We start from the raw sequence: 18,421 nt of genomic DNA, 5'->3' as shown, positions 1-18,421 counted from the left end.
AAACAATGACATATCCTGAACCTATTATATTGGCAGAAACGACTTCTACCAACACATATCTGGCGACACTCTGCCAGAAAGAAGTGTGTGCGGAACTGACCACCGTGTATTCATCTTTCCAGTCGGCTGGACGCGGCCAGCGCGGCAACAGCTGGGAGTCGGAAGCCGGAAAGAACCTGCTCTTCAGTTTTGTTGTTTATCCGGATTTTCTGGAGGCACACCGTCAGTTCTACCTTTCACAAGTGACCGCCCTGGCACTGCACGATGTACTGTCCACCTACACAGAAGGCATTTCCATCAAATGGCCGAACGATATTTACTGGAAAGACAAGAAAATTTGCGGCACACTGATCGAAAATGACCTGACAGGCATCCATATCAGCCGTTCCATTTCGGGTAGCGGCGTCAACCTGAACCAAGAACGTTTTCTCAGCGATGCCCCTAATCCGGTATCATTATGCCAGATTACGGGCAACCAATATAACCCGCGGGAGATACTGGAACAGATTATAGAAAAAGTGACGGAGTACTATCAACTTCTGAAAGAGAACCGGACAGAAGTGCTGGAAACACGCTACAAGGAGGCGCTTTACCGAAAAGAAGGATTACATCTGTTCCGCGATAAAGACGGGGACTTCCGGGCACGCATTGCCGACATCGAACCGAACGGACGACTGATACTGGAAGACGAGGACGGACAGACAAGGGGATATTTATTTAAGGAAGTGGAATACATCTTATGACACGTACAGACCGACAGATTCTTCACATCGCCCTTCCTTCCATCGTTTCCAATATCACAGTTCCCCTGTTAGGTCTGATTGACGTCAGCATTGTAGGCCACTTGGGAGCCGCATCTTACATTGGTGCCATTGCGGTGGGAGGCATGCTGTTCAATATAATTTACTGGCTGTTCGGTTTCCTCCGCATGGGGACCGGAGGACTTACGGCACAGGCTTATGGAAGACATGACCTGCAGGAAGTGACGCGTATCCTGCTTCGTTCACTGAGCATCAGTCTGTTACTGGCGCTTGCCTTGCTGTTACTGCAATATCCGATACGAAATATCGCATTTATGTGCATGGACACCAGCGAGGAGGTCCGGCAATTAGCGACCTTATATTTCCACATCTGTATCTGGGGGGCACCGGCCACTTTAGGGCTCTATGGCTTCACGGGCTGGTACATCGGCATGCAGAATTCCCGTTTCCCAATGTTCATCGCCATCACCCAGAACATTGTCAATATAGCAGCCAGCCTGTTTTTTGTATTCGTACTGAAGATGAAAGTAGAAGGCGTGGCATTAGGCACGCTCGTAGCACAATATGCCGGACTGGGTATGGCCTGTCTGCTCTGGCTGACTTATTACCGTCCGCTCCGAAAATACCTTCGCCAGAAAGCCCTGTTCGACCGTATGGAAATGAAGCGTTTCTTCCAGGCAAACCGGGATATTTTTTTCCGTACGCTCTGCCTGATTGCAGTTACCGTCTTCTTCACCTCTACAGGTGCGGCCTACGGGGATGTGGTATTGGCCGTGAATGCCCTGCTGATGCAGCTATTCACCCTCTTTTCTTATTTCATGGATGGATTTGCCTACGCAGGAGAGGCGCTGACCGGAAAATACATCGGGGCCAAAGACGACCAGTCGCTAAGACTGACCATACGACATCTTTTTAAGTGGGGAATCGCCTTGTCACTACTGTTCACGTTACTCTACGGAGCAGGAGGAAAAAGTTTTCTCGGCTTGCTCACCAACGACACTTCTGTCATTTCGGCTTCTGAGGAATATATCTATTGGGTGCTGGCCATTCCGCTGGCAGGATTCTCGGCCTTTCTGCTCGATGGAATCTGTATCGGTGCCACAGCTACCCGCGTGATGCTTCGCTCCATGTTAGTGGCCTCGGCCAGCTTCTTCCTACTCTATTATGGACTCCATACCACGTTAGGGAATCATGCGTTATGGATGGCTTTTATTGTGTACCTGGCACTGCGAGGCATTGTGCAAGCCTTTTACTATTTTTCCTACAAACTTCCCTGGAAAAATTAAACACCTACCACCCCATCCAATTGCGGCATAACCACCAGGCTATCACAATAAAGAAATAAATCCAAATGAAAAGAGGCCGATGTACCTTTATATAAAGTTTGGGGTACTTGGAACGAATAGACTCAACATAAAACAGTCCTATGATAATCGGTAAAGAAACGACCAATAAGGCATTGTACCCCCATGCTGCTGCCACATCTCCATGTAACAAAGCATGAACAGCCCGCTGTGAACCGCACCCCGGACATTTCCATCCGGTCCATACAAAAAAAGGACACTTGGGAAAAAGAGAAGAAGAAGTTGGGTTTAATGTATAATATACCACTCCAGCCAGAATCATCCCTCCTCCTATTCCCAAGTATTTCCAATGCTTAGTCATTTCTTTAATTTAGCATCGAAAAGAATGCAGCTCCATATACGAGCAGATACAATACGATTACAACCAGTCCCACAATGAAGCCAATCTTCGTCCACTTCCCGGCATCTTTACTGGCCTGAAGAGCAGCTTCATAATTACCTGCTGCATATAACGAACTCACTTTACTAGCAAAAACAATTCCAGCTATACCAAAAGGCAAGCAACAAAACACTGTAACAAGGATAGACTCTGCCATCCACGTTTTCGGACATACTTGTTCACTCATAGATTAAATTTTTAAAGTAACATTAATATAATGATTGACTACCAATCAATGCAATCATTCCTAAAAAAAGGAGGTACAACACAATGCAGCCTAGCGCGACAAAAAAGCCCCACAAAGTCCAGTTTTTAGCGGTTTGTGAATAGCGCAAGGCATCATTGTAACGACCGGAATTAAAAGCGGAATCAACCTTTGCAGCGTAGACAATACCAACCACTCCAAAAGGAAGGCAGCAAAGACAAGTAACTAAAATTGATTCCACCAGCCAAGACTTAGGCGGTACAGAAGGAGACGCAGCAGAAGTGTTAGGGGGCGGAGGCGGCAATTGAGCCAGCAACTCACCCAACTCCTCCATCTCGGACGCTTTTCGCCAATCGGTCATACCTACGTGCCATACCAGCACATCAGCTGTAAGCCCATTCTGTAATAATTCTTCAAAGCCGAATGGGCCCTTCTTCAATCCACCAATCAATAAATAATAATCCATTTCTTTAAATTTATTGAGTTATAGACACAAATATAGCAAAAAAAGCAAACAATCTGAATATTTGTAAAAATAAATTACTTACAAATATCAATCCACAATTCTTTTTCGTCATTGAAATACGCCACATATCCCCAATTATTTCTACCTTTGTTCCAAATTACTAAAACAAAAGAACTATGGCAAAATTCAAACGCATCCTGTTAAAACTCAGCGGCGAAAGCTTGATGGGAGAAAAGAAATACGGTATTGACGAAAAACGTCTGGGCGAATATGCACAGCAAATCAAGGAAATCCACGACATGGGGGTACAGATTGGTATCGTGATTGGTGGCGGTAACATCTTCCGCGGATTGTCTGGAGCCGGAAAAGGATTCGACCGTGTGAAAGGTGACCAGATGGGTATGCTGGCTACGGTTATCAACAGCCTGGGATTAAGTTCTGCCTTGGTAGCAGCCGGTGTAAAGGCCCGCGTACTGACAGCCATCCGCATGGAACCCATCGGCGAGTTTTACACCAAATGGAAAGCCATTGAAGCCATGGAAAACGGAGAAGTAGTAATCATGTCGGCCGGAACAGGTAATCCGTTCTTTACTACAGACACTGGTTCTTCATTGAGAGGTATTGAAATTGAAGCCGACGTGATGCTGAAAGGTACGCGCGTGGACGGTATCTATACTGCCGATCCGGAAAAGGATCCGACTGCCACCAAGTTCGATGACATCACTTACGATGAAGTACTGGCAAGAGGACTGAAAGTAATGGACCTGACCGCTACTTGTATGTGTAAGGAAAACAACCTGCCAATTATTGTATTCGACATGGATACAGTGGGCAACCTGAAAAAGGTAATGTCTGGCGAAAGCATCGGTACGCTGGTACACAACTGATTATTCATTTGAATCAAAAAATATATGGCAAGACTGGAAACGCATCCTGGTCTTGCCGTTTTTGTTTATTCACGTGCCAGTTCGTAACGATGAAGTTCTGCATTTTTCATCAGTGGAACCGTACACAGTTCCTCCAGCGAAACACCTGTAATACGGGCTTCCAGGCAACGATTGATTTGTCCGTGTGCCACTACCAACACACGTTTTCCGTCATAATGCTGCCACAGATAGTCCAAAAAAGTGCCGGCCCGGTCGTACATCATCTGGCGAGTTTCCACTCCAGCAGGAGGATTACTTAAATCGACACTACCCACAGACAATCCAGTCCAAGGCCCCCAGTCTGTTTCCCTCAACAACGTAGTCTGTTGCCAAGGCAGCTGCCGGCTCCCAACAGCCAGTTGCACGGTATCCACTACCCGTTGCAAATCACTGCTGACCACTGCATCCAGTGCAATATCCCGCAGGGACTCTCCTAATTCCATCGCCTGTTTTTTTCCTTCTTCTGTCAATGTACCGGGCAAGTGCCCTTGAAAAATACGGCTCAGGTTCTCCACCGTCTGCCCGTGGCGCGCCAAATAAAGTGTAATCATACAACCGTGCTGTTTTATAGTGATAAAACAAAGATAAGAAGTTTTTCAGGATATTTCCGAAACCGGAAGACACAAACTTATTTTCAGAAGTATTGCAAGGAAATAAAAAATAGCTTATTTTTGTTCACATAAATACTTATCAACGAATATAAAACCTATAAATGCAAGAAATATATGGCAGATTCTAAAACAATTATCAGCGAAGCTGAAGAGAAAATGGATATGGCAGTCATGTACCTGGATGAGTCACTGGCTCACATCCGTGCCGGAAAGGCTGACGTACGTTTGTTGGACGGTATCCGCGTAGATTCTTACGGAAGCATGGTGCCCATCAATAACGTAGCAGCAGTAACTACTCCTGATGCGCGCAGCATCGCCATCAAGCCGTGGGACAAAAGCATGTTTCGCGTAATTGAAAAGGCTATCATCGACTCTGAACTGGGTATCATGCCGGAAAACAACGGTGAAATCATCCGTATCGGTATCCCGCCGTTGACAGAGGAACGCCGTAAACAGTTGAGCAAGCAGTGCAAGGGTGAAGGTGAAACTGCAAAAGTAAGTGTGCGCAACGCACGCCGCGACGCCATCGATGCACTGAAAAAAGCCGTAAAAGATGGTATGCCGGAAGATGAACAGAAGAACTCGGAAGCCAAACTGCAAAAAGTACACGACAAGTACATCAAGCAGATTGACGATATGCTGGCTGCCAAGGACAAAGAAATCATGACAGTATAATCTTATTCACCATACACGAGGAGAGAAGAGTCCTTATGGTCTCTTCCCTCCTCTTTTTAATTTTGCACATATTCATTTTGGAAAAAGGTCTGGTCATTAAAAATACGGGAAGCTGGTACCTGGTCAAGACGGACGAGGGAAAGCTGATTGAATGTAAGATAAAAGGAAATTTCCGCCTGAAAGGAATACGCAGCACGAACCCCATTGCGGTGGGCGACCGTGTACAAATCAATGTCAATGCGGAGGGAACCGCATTCATTACTGAAATTGAAGACCGGAAAAATTACATCATCCGCCGTTCTTCCAATCTTTCCAAACAGTCACACATCATTGCAGCCAATCTGGACCAGTGCATGCTGGTGGTTACAGTGAACTATCCGGAGACTTCGACAGTCTTCATTGACCGTTTTCTGGCCTCTGCAGAAGCTTATCGAGTGCCAGTCTGCCTGGTATTCAACAAGGTAGACCGCTATACGGAAGAAGAACTGCATTACCTGGATGGCTTGACAAACTTATACACGCACATCGGCTACCCGTGTTACCGGATTTCTGCCTTAGACGGTACGGGAGTAGACGAAATCAAACAGGCATTAGAAGGAAAAGTAACCTTATTTTCCGGCCACTCCGGTGTGGGAAAATCCACCCTCATCAATGCCATCCTGCCCGAACAGAACGTCAAGACAGGAGAAATCTCCACCGCACATAACAAAGGTATGCACACCACCACATTCTCAGAAATGTTTCCGGTGGCAGGCGACGGATACATCATTGACACACCGGGTATCAAGGGATTTGGTACGTTTGACATGAAAGACGAAGAGGTGGGACACTATTTCAAAGAAATCTTTGAATTCTCTGCCCAATGCAAATATGGCAACTGTACCCACCGCCATGAACCTGGATGTGCCGTACGTGAAGCCGTAGAAAATCACTACATCAGTGAATCAAGGTACACTTCCTACCTGAATATCTTAGAAGATAAAGAAGAAGGAAAATACCGTTCCGCATACTAACAGCAAATAAAAACAGCCCCGCTCCGATAATATGTTAACATCAGAGCGGGGCTGTTTTTATAATATAGGGTAATATCAGAAACGTCCTCCTCCCAAAGAACGGTAAAGAAGGGTATGAAGCTGACAATAAGCTACATTCAAGTCGATACGTTCCAGCTCGCAATCCAAATAGCGTTCATCAGCTGACAACACGTCCAGATAACCTACAAAACCGGTACGGAACAATTCGTTCGCATTCTCAATGGAACGGCGATGCACACGACTTTCCTTGGCTTTCAACAATTTACGTTCGTCCATCCGCTCAGATGCCTCCAGCAAATCGGCTACTTCCTGATAGGATTTCAATGCCACCCGGTGATATTCCAGCAATGCCATACGCTGACGTGCTTTCGATTCATTCCACAAAGCCCTGATTTCATGCCGCTTGAATAGAGGAGCACTGATACCTGCTGCCAAATCATAAACCAAAGAAGCAGGTGAGACAAACCATTTACTCAAATCAAAGGCATTGAACCCGCCACCTCCCCCGATAAGCAAGGAAGGGAAGAAAGTCTTACGGGCAGCAGAAGCATCCGCCTTACAAGCCAACAGTTCCAGTTCGGCAGCTTTCACATCCGGACGGTTACACAGTAACTGGGCCGGTATACCGGAAGCTACGGGGAATTGCGATTCCGAAATTTCCTCAAAAGTGGAACGCTTGATTTCAAAAGGCAATTTTCCCAACAACAGAGCCAATGCACGTTCTGCTTCTGTAATCTGCTGACGCGTATCGAGAAGCATTTCTTCCAACTTCAGTCCACGCGACTGGAACTGGTCGACTGACAAACGGGAAACTTCACCTTCCTTCATCAGCTCATTGGTCAGTTCATAAGATTCCTGTGCCTTCTGGATTTCTTCTTTCAGGATGACACATTTCTTATCCAGCCCCACCAAATGATAATACTGCGAAGCCACTTCAGAAACCAACATGACTTGTGCCAAGCGCGCAGCCTCCAGCGAATTCATCCAGCGAAATGCTGCTGCACGTTTTTTATCTGTCAGTTTTCCCCATACATCGGCTTCCCATTGAAAGCTTACACCTAAATTCAAGTTTTTATAAGGATCAGGGATATGCTTGTCTTTAGCCAAATCAGGGGTATTGGTCGTACTGTTTCCTACCCCATCCATGGTGTATTCACCAAAACGCTGCACACCGGCACTCAAGCCTAAAGATACTTCAGGCAGCAAAGCGCCCCGGCCCACCCGTAATTGTTCACGGGCAAGCGACACCCTCTCCAAGGTTTGCAGGAAGCTATGATTTCTTACCAGTGCCGTATCAATATATGCCTTTAAATAGGTATCCGGAAAGAATTCTTTCCATGACAAGTTGGCCATACTCAGCGTGTCCGAGGTTCCCCCGACAAAAGTCTCGGGCAGAGCCACCTTCTCTTCCGAAAGGAGAGAAGGCGACTTACAGCCACTCGACAACAGTATAACAACGGCAATTGCGATATAATTTCGTAAACTATTAGTCTTCATCTTCATCATATTTTTTATCGGTCTTTAAACGAGACGACCAGGTTTCAAACAAGATATACAAACCGGGTACAAGGAAGATTCCTACAAAGGTTCCAATAAACATACCTCCGGCAGCGGCTGTACCGATGGAACGGTTTCCTAACGCACCTGCTCCAGTGGCTACCAGCAACGGAATCAATCCGCAGATAAAGGCAAACGAAGTCATCAAGATAGGGCGCAGACGGCTTACTGCCCCTTTCACTGCAGCTTCCATAATCGAAAGTCCGCTCTGACGATATTGGTTGGCCATCTCAATAATCAAAATCGCGTTCTTACCCAACAAACCTATCAGCATAACCAGAGCCACCTGTGCATAAATATTGTTCTCAAGTCCGGCCAGTTGCAGGAAGAAATAAGAACCGAAGATTCCCGCAGGCAACGAAAGAATGACAGGGAAAGGCAACAGCAGACTTTCATACTGTGCCGCCAACAGCAAGTACACGAACAACAGACAGATTCCGAAAATCAATATGGTCTGTCCGCCTGAATCCTTTTCCTCACGGGTAATACCTGACCATTCCACGTCGTAACCACGGGGAAGCACTTCCTTGCTGATTTCTTCTACGGCCTGAATCACCTCACCCGAACTGATTCCTCCTTCTCCTTCACCCGTAATCAAGGCAGAAGTAAACATGTTATAACGAGTAATCTGACTGGGCCCGAACACACGATCCATGGTCATAAAGTTTGAATAAGGCACTACATTGCCATCGTTGTTCTTCGCATACAGGCGATACAAATCCTCCGGATTCATACGATACTCCGGTGAAGCCTGAATCATCACCTTATACATCTGTCCGAAACGGATAAAGTTGGACGAATAGAAACTTCCGATATAAGCCTGGAGGGTTTCCATGGCCTTATCCAAGTCTACACCTAACTTGGCGGCTTTTGCCAAATCCACTTTCAACAAATACTGCGGGAAGTTCGGATTAAAACCAGACGTAACTCCCTGAAGACGCGGGTCGGCATTCAACTTCTCCACCAATGTATTGGCCACTTCCGCAAAATCATGAAAATCGCCTGCCGTCTTATCCTGCAAACGAAGCTCAAAACCACTGGCATTACCGAAACCGGGCACGGAAGGTGGCAAGAAGAACTGTATGTCGGCGTCTTTGATATGAGAAGTACGCTCCTTATACAGCTGCATCAGTTCCTCTACTCCCTTATCACGCTCATCCCAAGCTTTCAGGTTGATCATACCCATGCCGTAGCTGGCTCCTTCTGTCTCCGTCATCAAACTGTAGCCGGCCAGTGTAGAGATACTTTCAATCTCATCAAAAGGCAGCAAAGCAGCCTGAATCTGATTCAGTACCTTTTCGCTTCGCTCCACCGTCGCTCCCGGAGGGGCATCCACATTTACATAAATCATACCCTGGTCTTCATTCGGAATAAATCCGGTAGGAAGTACCAAATTGATGCCATACGTAGCCAGGAAGAACAACACTAACGTAGCGTAAGTAAAAGATTTCCGTCCTAAATACTTGTGCAATCCTAACTGATAGCTGCGTTCAAAACGGTCGTAACGGCGGTTGAACACCACAAAGAACTTGCGGAGCCAGGTAGCTTTCTTGCGTCCGTGACCTGCCGGTCGGAGTAGCAAGGCACAAAGTGCAGGCGAAAGCGTAAGCGCATTGATACCCGAAATCACGATAGCCACAGCCAATGTCAAAGAGAACTGACGGTAGAAAATACCTACCGTACCTTCCATGAAGCCCACCGGCACGAATACCGCCGACATGACCAGCGTAATGGCAATGATGGCTCCACCAATTTCTTTAATAGCGGCTACAGATGCCTTATAAGGACTCAGCTTTTCTTCGTGCATCTTGACATGAACAGCCTCGACCACCACAATCGCATTATCGACCACAATACCGATGGCCAGTACCAGTGCAAACAAGGTCAGCATGTTAATGGAGAAACCTAACATCTGCATGAAGAAGAAGGTTCCAATCAAAGAAACCGGTACGGCAATGGCCGGAATGAGTGTAGAACGTAAATCCTGCAAGAAAAGATACACCACGACAAATACTAACAAGAAAGCCTCCAACAAGGTCTTCAACACAGAAGTAATGGAAGCGTCCAGAAAGCGGGATACATCATATGCAATATTATAGTCCATACCGGGAGCAAAACTACTTTCCTTGATTTCTTCCATGCGCTGCTTGATATTTTCAATCACTTCACGTGCATTGGAGCCCGGACGCTGCTTAATCATAATAGAGGCAGAAGGACGTCCGTCGGTCATAGATACCATATTATAATCTTCAGAATCAAATTCGATGGTAGCCACATCCCTCAGACGCAGCAACGAACCGTCGGGCAAAGCCTTGAGCACAATTTCCCCATACTCTTCGGGGGTACTGAACTTTCCGGTGTACTGTAATACGTACTGTAGCTGCTGAGGCAATTTATCAGAACTGATACCTGTCTTTCCGGGAGCTGCCTCAATGTTCTGCCGACGGATAGCATCCGTTACATCCTGCGGCACCAAGTTATAGGCTGCCATACGAGCCGGATTCAACCATACACGCATGGCATAGTCACGGCTTCCCATGATTTCTACCAGCCCCACTCCGTCAATACGTTTCAACTCACGAAGCACATTGATGTCGGCAAAGTTATACACAAACTTCTCCGTATGCGTGGTATCTGTACTGAACACATTCAAGTACATCAACATACTGTTCACTTCTTTCTCTGTCACCACACCGGCACGGATTACCTCTTCGGGCAACTCATCCAGTACGGTGGTCACACGGTTCTGCACGTTTACTGCGGCTACATCCGGGTCGGTTCCAACCTTAAAATAAACGGTTGTGAGCGACATACCGTCATTCGTACATACCGTGGTCATATAGGTCATGCCCGGTACGCCATTAATGGCACGTTCCAACGGAGTAGCTACTGTCTTTGCCATCACATCAGCACTAGCTCCTGTATAACGGGTCGTCACCGTTACCGAAGGAGGCACAATATCCGGGAACTGCGTAATAGGCAACGATACCAATGCCAGACCTCCCAAACAAACGATGATGACAGAGATAACTGCCGAAAGAATCGGGCGACGAATAAACAACTTAAACATAGGCCCTTATCTTTGCAACATATTCAACTTCAATTCCTTTCTCACATCTTCAAACGGAATGGTGTCTGCCTTAATCTGCATACCGTCTTTCACCAACTGCACACCCTCGTACACAATTGTCGTACCCGCCGGAAAATCCTGCGTCACATAATAGTTCTGGAAACGCTCAATCGGGTTAAAGCTGCGCACCTCTACCTTACCTTCTTCATTAAATAAATACACATACGTAAAGTCCTGAATTTCAAAGGTCGATTTCTGAGGAATCATGTACACATCCTCCATATGAGTCATCATACATACCTTTCCGGTTACTCCATGCTTCAACAGTCCGTCAGGATTCGGAAAGCGTACACGGAATGCGATAGAACCGGTTCCCCGTTCAAAGTCACCTTCCACCGTTTCCTGCTTTCCTTTATATGAATACACCGACCCATCGGGCAAAATCAGCTCCACGTTATCCAGCTGCTGCAAGTTTTCTCCACTCAACTGCGCACGTTTCAAGCGCAAGTATTCGCTTTCATTTACCTTGTAATAAGCAAAGATTTCTGAAATATCGCTCACGGTAGTCAACAGACTTTCCGGGTTCACCAGACTTCCCACCTTATAAGGAATACGGTCTACATAGCCGGTAAAAGGAGCGGTAATCGTGGTGTAACTATATTCCATCTGCGCCCGTTGCATCTCTGCACGCGCCTGCTCTACTTTCATTCGAGCTACTTCCCGCTCACGTTTTACCTGGTCCAGACGAATCGGTGAAATAATCTGTTTATCCACTAGACGCTGTACGCGTTCAGTTTCATAATTCGCCAGTTCCAACTGGGCCTGTGTCTGCTTGTAGTTAGCTTCAGCCGCCTTAAGCACCTCCATATAATTCTCCGAATTCAGACGGAACATGGGCTGTCCTTTTTTCACCAGCTGACCTTCGTCGACCAATACCTGCTGGATAAAGCCTTCTACACGAGCCTTTATTTCCACAAACTGAATCGCCTGAATATCGGCCACATACGACCGCGGCAAATCAATAGTAGTAGGTTGAAGTAACGTCACCGGTATGGTTTCCTTACTCTTTACTTGTTTTTCGCCTGACGACTGACAGGCAGGCAACAGTCCGGCCACACATGACCAGATTGCAACCTTGTGAAGAAAATTTTTCATAAGATGACAAAATAAAGATTACTATGTAATTTGATAAAAAAAAACAAGAATAACCTTCCGATCGGGTATAACACCAGACCGGAACACGCTTTTTTTCACGCAATACGCGAAAAGACTAAATCAATAAGGTACAAAAAGTCACATACGGGCGTACAGGAAATACGCGTAAGGATACAGTACGGACTATTACAGAAATATCAGCAATAAAGTTTCGAAAGCAAATGAAAAATGAAGGAAGCGAACCTAATACAAACCACCAGAAAAAAGAACGCACAGAGGTTTTTGAATAAGATAAATCCTCCCACTCAAGGATATTGGTATCTTCTTCCTGAAAGGTATCAGCGGCAGAAGGTATCGTCATTTCTTCTTGTGTATCAATCTGACATGCACTTATTACCTCATACGCATACGCATCCAAATGTATGAGTAACAACATCATCATACATAAGGCCCGGAAAAACTTATTTTTTCTAACAATATGAGATAACATAGTATAAATACACAATCGGCATGCAAAGATAGCAGTACAATAACGAATATAAAAAAGCGATTCTCATTTTTCTATAAAATTAACAACTTCAGTCTCTATTTTTCACAAATCCCTTCCCGATAATTACGATTTCACTTCCCTAAAAGGGTTCTTTTAACTATAAAAAATATAAAAAACATGGTATTCTTTCAATAAATCAATATGTTTGCCAAATAATTATTTAACCAGACTCTAATAAACACATGGACAAACGAATCAAATGGGGAATTATCGTTTTGGTAGGTGCAGGGCTGACCGCTTTGGGCATTCACACATTTACTCCCGGAGAGAACAAGGAACTGACTGCAGCCGAAAAGAAATCACCAGTCGACAAAAATAAAGCGCTGAATGTAAATGCGAAGATTATTAAACCCCATCTGCTTACGGACCAATTGTTCGTAAGCGGAAAGTTGATGCCGGACGAAGAAGTGGATCTGTCATTTGAAACCTCCGGAAAAATTACCAGCATCGAATTTACAGAAGGTAGTTTCGTATCAAAGGGACAGTTGCTGGCCAAAGTGAACGACAGCCAGCTACAGGCTCAGTTGAAACGCCTGGAAGCCCAAATGCCACTGGCTGAAGACCGCGTGTTTCGCCAAAATGCCTTGCTGCAACGCGATGCGGTCAGTAAGGAAGCCTACGAACAGGTAAAAACAGAACTGGCCACCCTCAATGCCGACATAGAAAATGTAAAGGCCAATATTGCCATGACGGAACTCCGCGCTCCGTTTGACGGTATCATCGGATTGCGACAGGTCAGTCTGGGAGCCTATGCCTCTCCGACTACGGTCATTGCCAAGCTGACTAAAATCACTCCGTTGAAAGTAGAGTTTGCCGTGCCGGAACGTTATGCCCGACAGATTCAGAAAGGTACCAACCTGACCTTTAAAATTGAAGGACGGCTGGAAACTTTCAATTCGCAAGTATATGCAACTGAGTCACGTATCAATGAGGAAACACATACTCTGACCGTACGTGCCCTCTATCCGAACCGAAATGGAGAACTGCTCCCCGGACGTTATGCAGACATCGCGCTGAAACAACAGGAAATTCAAGATGCCATTGCCATCCCCTCGGAAGCCATCGTGCCGGAAATGGGAAAGAACAAGGTGTTCTTGTACCGTTCGGGACTGGCTGAACCAGTGGATGTAGAGATAGGTATCCGCACGGAAGCAGAAGTACAAATATTAAAAGGCCTGTCTGCAGGAGATACCATACTTACTTCCGGTACCTTGCAGCTACGTACCGGCATGCCGGTAATTCTTGACCAAATCAACTAACCTTCTGCCGTATGAACATATCCGAACTTAGTATACGAAGGCCGGTACTGGCCACCGTACTCACCATCATCATCCTGCTATTCGGACTGATTGGTTATACGACTTTAGGAGTACGTGAATATCCGTCGGTGGATAACCCGATTATCTCAGTGACCTGCAGTTATCCGGGAGCGAATGCGGAAGTCATTGAAAACCAGATTACGGAACCTCTGGAGCAGAACATCAACGGTATTCCGGGTATCCGCTCCCTGTCGAGTACCAGCCAGCAGGGACAATGCCGTATTACGGTAGAGTTTGAGTTGTCAGTGGATTTGGAAACAGCCGCCAACGATGTGCGCGACAAGGTATCACGTGCGCAGCGTTACCTGCCACGTGACTGTGACCTTCCTACCGTTTCCAAAGCCGATGCGGATGCCAGCCCCATCCTGATGGTAGCCATCCAAAGCAATACCCGTTCACTGCTGGAACTGAGTGAAATAGCCGATTTAACGGTCAAGGAGCAGTTACAGACCATTCCGGATGTCAGCAGCGTGTCCATTTGGGGAGAGAAACGTTACTCCATGCGCCTGTGGCTGGACCCGGTAAAAATGGCTGGTTACGGAATCACGCCTGTAGACGTCAAGAATGCTATCAACGACCAAAACCTGGAACTTCCTTCAGGAAGTATCGAAGGAAATACTATGGAGCTTACCCTGCGCACCATGGGACAGATGCATACGGCTAAAGAATTCAACAACATCATCTTAAAGGAACAGAATGGACAGGTAGTACGCTTCTGTGATATCGGGTATGCCGAATTGGGACCTGCCGACATCAAAAGCTATATGAAAATGAACGGTGTGCCCATGGTCGGTGTGGTAGTTATCCCTCAGCCGGGAGCCAACCACATTGATATTGCAGATGCCGTGTACGAACGTATGGAGCAGATGCAGAAGGACTTACCCGATGACGTAGAATATACCTACGGCTTCGATAATACCCGCTTCATCCGCGCCTCCATTGCAGAAGTAGAGAGTACGGTATACGAAGCTTTTGTACTGGTTATCATCATCATTTTCCTTTTCTTGCGCGACTGGCGCGTGACACTGATACCCTGTATCGTGATTCCGGTTTCCCTAATTGGAGCATTCTTCGTGATGTACGTGGCAGGATTCTCCATCAACGTGCTTACGATGCTGGCTGTCGTCTTGTCTGTGGGACTGGTTGTGGACGATGCCATTGTTATGACGGAAAATATTTATATTCGCATCGAACGGGGAATGAAGCCTTTTGAAGCCGGTATTGAAGGAGCCAAGGAAATCTTCTTTGCCGTCATCTCTACTACCATTACGCTGGCGGCTGTATTTATCCCGATTGTGTTCATGGAAGGAACTAGCGGACGTCTGTTCAGGGAATTCAGTTTCGTGGTAGCCGGTTCGGTTATCATCTCTTCTTTTGCAGCCCTGACATTCACCCCGATGCTTGCTACCAAACTTTTGAAACACAGGGAAAAGCAAAACTGGTTCTATCGGAAGACAGAGCCTTTCTTTGAAGGAATGAACCGTATCTACTCACGTTCGCTCAACGCCTTCCTCCGGAAACGTGTCATTGCCATTCCGTTTACTATTATCACCTTAGGGCTCATCGGTTATTTATGGGGAGAAATTCCTGCAGAAATGGCTCCGTTGGAGGACCGTTCACAAATCAATATCCGAACCCGTGCGGCAGAAGGGGCCAGCTATGAGTACATACGCGATTATACGGAAGAGATCAACACGCTGGTAGACTCAATCGTTCCGGATGCCGCCTTCGTCTCCGCCCGCGTATCCAGTGGTAGCGGAAACATCCAGATTACCTTGAAAGATATCAAGGAACGCGACTATACACAAATGCAGGTGGCCGAACAGATTTCGAAAGCCATCCGTACCCACACCAAAGCACGTTCCTTCGTGCAGCAGCAATCTTCTTTCGGTGGCCGAAGAGCCAGCATGCCGGTACAATACGTGCTACAGGCTGTCAGCATCGAAAAGCTACAGGAGGTTCTACCGGAGTTCCTGGCACAAGTGTACGACAACCCGACCTTCCAGATGGCCGACGTAGACTTGAAATTCAGTAGTCCGGAAATGCGTGTCACCATCAACCGCGACAAAGCGGGTACCATGGGAGTAAGCGTACGCGACATTGGAGAAACTTTGCAATACGGATTAAGCGGACAGCGTATGGGATATTTCTACATGAACGGGAAGCAATATGAAATTCTCGGTCAGATTAACCGCCAACAACGCAACCAACCCGCCAATATTAAATCCATCTATATTCGCAGCGACAAGGGTGAAATGATTCAGCTGGATAACCTGGTGGAATTCATAGAAGCCGTAGCGCCTCCCAAACTGTATCACTACAACCGTTTTATCTCAGCTACGATTTCTGCCGGACTGGCTGAAGGAAAAACCATTGGTGACGGTCTGGACGAGATGGATAAGATTGCAGCCAACGTACTGGATGACACCTTCCGTACGGCTTTGTCGGGCGACTCAAAGGAATATCGCGAAAGTTCCTCCAGTCTGATGTTTGCCTTTATTCTGGCACTCGTACTGATTTACCTGATACTTTCTGCACAGTTTGAAAGTTTCAAGGACCCATTCATCATCATGCTGACTGTTCCTCTGGCCATTGCCGGAGCGTTGGTATTCATGTATTTTGGAGACATTACCATGAACATTTTCAGTCAGATTGGTATCATCATGCTGATTGGTCTGGTAGCCAAGAACGGTATTTTGATTGTAGAGTTTGCCAACCAAAAGCAAGAAGCAGGTGAAGACAAGATGCAGGCTATCCGCGATGCTGCCCTTCAGCGTTTACGCCCCATCCTGATGACAAGTGCTTCTACCATCCTGGGCTTGCTGCCGCTGGCTTTTGCCTCGGGAGAAGGAGCCAATCAGCGCATTGCCATGGGAGTAGCTGTAGTGGGTGGTATGTTGGTATCTACCTTCCTGACCATGTACATTGTACCTGCTATCTATTCGTATATTTCGACAAACCGTGCTAAAAAAGAAAGAAAATGAAGAAACGGCTTATTTATTTCATGATATGTCTGCTGGGAGGTGGAATAACCACACAAGCCCAATACACCTATACGCTAAAACAGTGCCTGGAAGAGGGACTGGCGAACAACTATTCACTCCGCATCACCCGCAACGAGGAGCAGATGAGCAAAAACAATGCGACATTAGGAAATGCCGGTTACTTGCCCACTGTGGATCTGACTGCCGGATATACCGGAAATGCAGACAACAGCAATACGCAGGCACGGGCTACAGGTGAAACTACCAAGCTTCGTGGTGTGTATGACCAGACCTTGGATGCTGGAGTAGATTTGAACTGGACCATCTTTGACGGTTTCAACATCAGCACCACTTACAAACAACTGAAAGAACTGGAACGTCAAGGTGCCACCAACACCCGAATTGCCATTGAAGATTTCATTGCCAGTCTTACTGCTGAGTATTATAATTACATCCAACAGGAAATCCGCTTGAAAAACTTCCGTTATGCTGTGTCGCTGTCCAGAGAACGCCTGCGTATCGTAGAAGAACGTTATCATATCGGAAATTTCTCCCGACTGGACTATCAACAGGCCACCGTCGACTTTAATGCTGACCGTGCGCAGTATATCAAACAAAGAGAGCTGGTACACACCTCGCGTATCAATCTCAATGAGCTGATGGCCGCCAAGGACATGGACCGCCCACTCAGTGTAAAAGATTCTGTGATTGACGTAAACGAAAGCCTGGAATTCAATGATTTGTGGGAAGGGGCCCTTCAAACCAACGCTTCTTTATTGCAAGCGGACCAAAACACCGTATTGGCTCAGTTGGATTATAAAAAGGTATTGTCACGTAATTATCCGTACGTACAACTGAATGCAGGTTACGGATACACCCTCAACAAATACGACGTAAATGCCACACGCCAACGAAGCAACTGGGGATTCAGCGGAGGTGTCACTATCGGATTCAATATCTTCGACGGTAACCGGAAACGGGAAAAACGAAATGCCAGCCTGGCTATCCGCAACGCACAATTTGCCCGTGATGAACTGGAACAAAGTTTACGGGCCGACCTGAGCAACCTGTGGCAGGCTTACCGAAACAACCTTCGCCTGCTGGAACTGGAACGTCAAAACCTGGTTTCTGCCAAGGAAAACCATGAAATCGCCAAAGAACGCTACCTACTGGGTGACTTATCGGGTATTGAAATGCGTGAAGCACAAAAAAGTCTGCTTGATGCCGAAGAACGAATTCTTTCTGCCGAATACGATACCAAGATGTGCGAAATCTCTTTACTACAGCTCAGCGGAAAGGTTACACAATATCTGAAATAAGATATTCAGTAATTTTTCCTACCTTTGTCGGACAATAAAAAACAGA

At 46.4% G+C, this 18,421-nt stretch carries 15 protein-coding genes; 8 read left to right on the top strand and 7 right to left on the bottom strand.

Translation table 11 applies throughout. From position 1 onward, the window contains the following. Positions 1-5 precede the first annotated feature (5 nt). Together WKT20_RS06670 and WKT20_RS06665 are read left to right on the top strand one after the other, a co-directional pair. Complete coding sequence (locus tag WKT20_RS06670) at positions 6-743, top strand: biotin--[acetyl-CoA-carboxylase] ligase (protein ID WP_118163894.1); 738 nt, start codon at positions 6-8, stop codon at positions 741-743. Then, positions 740-2,047, top strand: coding sequence for an MATE family efflux transporter (locus WKT20_RS06665; protein WP_118163892.1), 1,308 nt, complete (start codon positions 740-742; stop codon positions 2,045-2,047). The genes WKT20_RS06670 and WKT20_RS06665 overlap by 4 nt, the downstream gene beginning before the upstream one ends. A gap of 4 nt (positions 2,048-2,051) precedes the next feature. On the opposite strand, the gene WKT20_RS06660 is transcribed toward WKT20_RS06665, so the two are convergent. The 3 genes from WKT20_RS06660 to WKT20_RS06650 are packed head-to-tail and all read right to left on the bottom strand — an operon-like array spanning position 2,052 to position 3,175. Beyond that, entirely contained in the window at positions 2,052-2,426 is a 375-nt protein-coding gene (locus WKT20_RS06660) for a DUF2752 domain-containing protein (RefSeq protein WP_118163889.1), read from the bottom strand. Positions 2,427-2,430: 4 nt separating this feature from the next. Further along, complete coding sequence (locus WKT20_RS06655; protein WP_118163887.1) at positions 2,431-2,691, bottom strand: CD225/dispanin family protein; 261 nt, start codon at positions 2,689-2,691, stop codon at positions 2,431-2,433. A 22-nt stretch (positions 2,692-2,713) separates the two neighbouring features. Continuing rightward, positions 2,714-3,175, bottom strand: a complete 462-nt coding sequence (locus WKT20_RS06650; RefSeq protein WP_118163885.1) for a CD225/dispanin family protein — start codon at positions 3,173-3,175, stop codon at positions 2,714-2,716. Positions 3,176-3,351: 176 nt separating this feature from the next. Here WKT20_RS06650 and pyrH point away from each other — a divergent pair, with 176 nt between their 5' ends. Beyond that, positions 3,352-4,062, top strand: coding sequence for a UMP kinase (pyrH, locus tag WKT20_RS06645; RefSeq protein ID WP_340417066.1), 711 nt, complete (start codon positions 3,352-3,354; stop codon positions 4,060-4,062). A gap of 65 nt (positions 4,063-4,127) precedes the next feature. Here the strand turns inward: pyrH and WKT20_RS06640 are convergent, their stop codons facing one another. Then, positions 4,128-4,652, bottom strand: a complete 525-nt coding sequence (locus WKT20_RS06640; RefSeq protein ID WP_118163883.1) for a histidine phosphatase family protein — start codon at positions 4,650-4,652, stop codon at positions 4,128-4,130. 174 nt (positions 4,653-4,826) lie between these two features. On the opposite strand from WKT20_RS06640, the gene frr reads away from it, so the two are divergent. Next, positions 4,827-5,387, top strand: a complete 561-nt coding sequence (gene frr, locus WKT20_RS06635; RefSeq protein WP_007559793.1) for a ribosome recycling factor — start codon at positions 4,827-4,829, stop codon at positions 5,385-5,387. A 35-nt stretch (positions 5,388-5,422) separates the two neighbouring features. Continuing rightward, a complete protein-coding gene (gene rsgA / locus WKT20_RS06630) occupies positions 5,423-6,400 on the top strand; it encodes a ribosome small subunit-dependent GTPase A (protein WP_117701725.1) in 978 nt (325 codons plus the stop codon). Between the two features lie 75 nt (positions 6,401-6,475). Here the strand turns inward: rsgA and WKT20_RS06625 are convergent, their stop codons facing one another. From WKT20_RS06625 to WKT20_RS06615, 3 genes are read right to left on the bottom strand one after another with little or no spacing between them, the layout of a single operon-like run. Beyond that, a complete protein-coding gene (locus WKT20_RS06625; protein WP_445323266.1) occupies positions 6,476-7,927 on the bottom strand; it encodes an efflux transporter outer membrane subunit in 1,452 nt (483 codons plus the stop codon). After that, on the bottom strand, positions 7,908-11,048 hold the full coding sequence (locus tag WKT20_RS06620; RefSeq protein WP_117670388.1) for an efflux RND transporter permease subunit: 3,141 nt from the start codon (positions 11,046-11,048) through the stop codon (positions 7,908-7,910). Before WKT20_RS06620 ends, WKT20_RS06625 begins: the two co-directional genes overlap by 20 nt. A 6-nt stretch (positions 11,049-11,054) precedes the next feature. Next, positions 11,055-12,203: an efflux RND transporter periplasmic adaptor subunit gene (locus WKT20_RS06615; RefSeq protein WP_117701726.1), complete on the bottom strand. Its 1,149-nt coding sequence runs from the start codon at positions 12,201-12,203 to the stop codon at positions 11,055-11,057. A gap of 732 nt (positions 12,204-12,935) precedes the next feature. Between WKT20_RS06615 and WKT20_RS06610 the strand changes: the two genes are divergently transcribed. From WKT20_RS06610 to WKT20_RS06600, 3 genes are read left to right on the top strand one after another with little or no spacing between them, the layout of a single operon-like run. Further along, complete coding sequence (locus WKT20_RS06610; RefSeq protein ID WP_118163876.1) at positions 12,936-14,012, top strand: efflux RND transporter periplasmic adaptor subunit; 1,077 nt, start codon at positions 12,936-12,938, stop codon at positions 14,010-14,012. An 11-nt stretch (positions 14,013-14,023) separates the two neighbouring features. Then, positions 14,024-17,056, top strand: coding sequence for an efflux RND transporter permease subunit (locus tag WKT20_RS06605; protein ID WP_340417064.1), 3,033 nt, complete (start codon positions 14,024-14,026; stop codon positions 17,054-17,056). Then, on the top strand, positions 17,053-18,375 hold the full coding sequence (locus WKT20_RS06600; RefSeq protein ID WP_340417063.1) for a TolC family protein: 1,323 nt from the start codon (positions 17,053-17,055) through the stop codon (positions 18,373-18,375). Before WKT20_RS06605 ends, WKT20_RS06600 begins: the two co-directional genes overlap by 4 nt. Positions 18,376-18,421 lie beyond the last annotated feature (46 nt).

This window comes from Phocaeicola sp. ICN-14070 (genome assembly GCF_037892625.1).
In the GTDB taxonomy this organism is placed as follows: Bacteria; Bacteroidota; Bacteroidia; order Bacteroidales; family Bacteroidaceae; genus Phocaeicola; species Phocaeicola plebeius.
Note: the sequence above shows the minus strand (reverse complement) of the source record. Positions and strands in the feature narration are given on the sequence as shown.